The organism is Pseudomonas sp. P4_D7 (genome assembly GCF_056401755.1).
In genome coordinates this window covers 1-2,255 of sequence record NZ_JBFUIR010000140.1, presented here as the reverse complement: position 1 = coordinate 2,255, position 2,255 = coordinate 1, and the positions used below count along the sequence as shown (strand labels likewise).

Annotated in this window: 4 protein-coding genes; 3 read left to right on the top strand and 1 reads right to left on the bottom strand. The window is 57.8% G+C overall.

Going from position 1 to position 2,255, the window contains the following annotated elements:
- Positions 1-221, top strand: a 221-nt coding sequence (locus tag AC1DVF_RS29060) for a hypothetical protein (RefSeq protein WP_477783608.1), incomplete at its 5' end; no start/stop codon positions are given.
- Between the two features lie 159 nt (positions 222-380).
- Here the strand turns inward: AC1DVF_RS29060 and AC1DVF_RS29055 are convergent.
- On the bottom strand, positions 381-869 hold the full coding sequence (locus tag AC1DVF_RS29055) for an SRPBCC family protein (protein WP_093433632.1): 489 nt from the start codon (positions 867-869) through the stop codon (positions 381-383).
- Between the two features lie 196 nt (positions 870-1,065).
- On the opposite strand from AC1DVF_RS29055, the gene AC1DVF_RS29050 reads away from it, so the two are divergent.
- A complete protein-coding gene (locus tag AC1DVF_RS29050) occupies positions 1,066-1,986 on the top strand; it encodes an ADP-ribosylglycohydrolase family protein (RefSeq protein WP_477783607.1) in 921 nt (306 codons plus the stop codon).
- A 57-nt stretch (positions 1,987-2,043) separates the two neighbouring features.
- The coding region (locus tag AC1DVF_RS29045; protein ID WP_477783606.1) for a lysozyme inhibitor LprI family protein at positions 2,044-2,255 on the top strand (212 nt) is incomplete at its 3' end.

The following is a 2,255-nucleotide window of genomic DNA, read 5'->3' as shown; positions in this document are numbered from 1 at the left end:
GATCAAAAGATCGCAGCCTGCGGCAGCTCCTACATACAGGCGAAAAAAAACCCGCCGAAGCGGGTTTTTCCCAAGACCATTATCGACTCCCTGTCGGCAGCGATCCTTGCAAATGGTCGATCATCCTTGATCCTGAAACACTCCCTGTGTCTCAGTTGATGTGTGTAGATTACGCGGTGGATCCAATCGCCAATAGTCGTAAAAGCTACCAGCGCGTGTAGGACATTCGCCATAGCAACCCTTCCGAAAACCCCTAGCCGTGTCAGGCAGCAAGCATGGAAGCCGCGATCTGCGCGACGTTCAGCTGTCCTGGGGCCTGTTTCCAGCACCACCGTGCACATGGCCGGCTGTCGCTGTCGTTCAGGCAAGATTCCAAGGTCTCATCCACCGTCACGCTCGCGGGCCTTGGCGCTCTCGGCAAGAAACTGTTCGAGCCGGCTCAACTGCTCCTCCCAGCCACGGCTGTCCATGTAATACGCCTCTTTCTGGCGAATGTCAGGAATGTGCGCGAAGCCGGATTCGGACACTTTCAGCAACGTACCGCTCTCGAAGTCTTCCAGCTCGAACCTGACCAGCGTAGTCGGCTCCTGGGAGTAGTCGATCTTCGGATTGACCGCATACGGATGCCAGCGAAACGAAAACAACTGCTGCGGCTCGACCCGCTCGATCAGCACGTTCCACAACACGTGTTCATAACCCGGATACGTGACCTGCCCTTGCGTCCATTCACCGGCAATAAAACGCCTGCCCTCCAGCGCCACCCCAAACCACTGGCCAAACGCCTCGGCATCGACCAATGCACGCCAGACATGCGAACGCGGCGCCTTGAGCGTGATTTTGCGTTCGAAACTATTGGGTACTGGTTTCATACGTCACCTCCTGTTTTGAACACTAGGCCTGTATGACCACATGTCCAATGTGAAGTTGTATCAAGGCGGTGCAGTCATTCATCGGCAAGGACACATCAAGCTGCACTTTTTGACCGTTGCTGTGATGGATCCAGGCACCCTCTGCCCAACGAAACTGTTACCTTCTCCAGCGAATTTGAATCTACAAGGACGAATCATGCCGCCATCCCTCGCTGAACGTTACCGCGGAGCCCTGCTCGGTCTTGCGTGCGGCGACGCTGTCGGTACTACGGTTGAGTTCAAACCACGGGGATCATTCCCACCATTGACCGATATGGTCGGCGGTGGCCCGTTCCACCTCAAGCCAGGGCAGTGGACCGATGACACTTCCATGGCCCTCTGTCTGGCAGAAAGCCTGCTGAACAAGAATGGATTCAACGCTGCCGATCAGATGGGCCGCTACCTCAACTGGTGGCAATGGGGTTACCTCAGTTCGACCGGTGAATGTTTCGATGTCGGCATGACCGTCAGCCAGGCGCTCGCGCAGTATCAACAAACCGCTGATCCCTTCGCCGGCTCGACCGCCCCGTACAGCGCCGGCAACGGTTCGCTGATGCGTCTGGTGCCGGTGGTGCTGTTCTATTTTCCCGATGCCCGGAAAATCCAGAGCTTTGCCGCCGACAGTTCGCGAACCACCCACGCAGCACCTGAAGCCATCGAATGCTGCCAATTGTTGGCCGGGTTGACTGCCAGAGCGCTTGAAGGCGCAAGCAAAGCAGAGCTGCGTCAGTTGCCTTCCGCCAGCTTCTCGCAACCCAAGGTCGTCGCCATTGCGCGTGGCGAATACCTCGTTCAGTCCGAGACGGACATCAAAGGCAATGGCTACAGCGTGCAGTCCCTGGAAGCGGCGCTGTGGTGCTTTCACCAGACGGACAGCTTCGAAGCGGCCATTTTGCGAGCGGCCAACCTGGGTGATGACGCCGATACCACCGCCGCGATCACCGGTCAGTTGGCCGGCGCCTATTACGGCGTGCGGGGCATTCCTGCACATTGGCTGGAAAGGCTGCACGATGGTGAAGAGATTGCGGCCATCGCCGACCGTTTGCTCGACGCCTCCCGAATGCGCCTGCCTGAATAAGTGCGAAGCAGCCGCTACACTGCTCGGCACTTATCTTCGATACAGCGAGACTTGACCATGTCCCCACGCCTGCTTCTGGCCCTCACCCCCTTTCTGTTCACTCCCCTCGCCCACGCCGCCGTCGACTGCGCCAATGCCAGCGATCAGGCGACGATGAATCAGTGCGCCGGGCAGGATTTCAAAGCGGCGGACAAAGAGTTGAACACCGTGTATCAACAGATCATCGGGCGATTGAAGGACAACCCGGATGGCAAGAAGCTGTTGGTCAG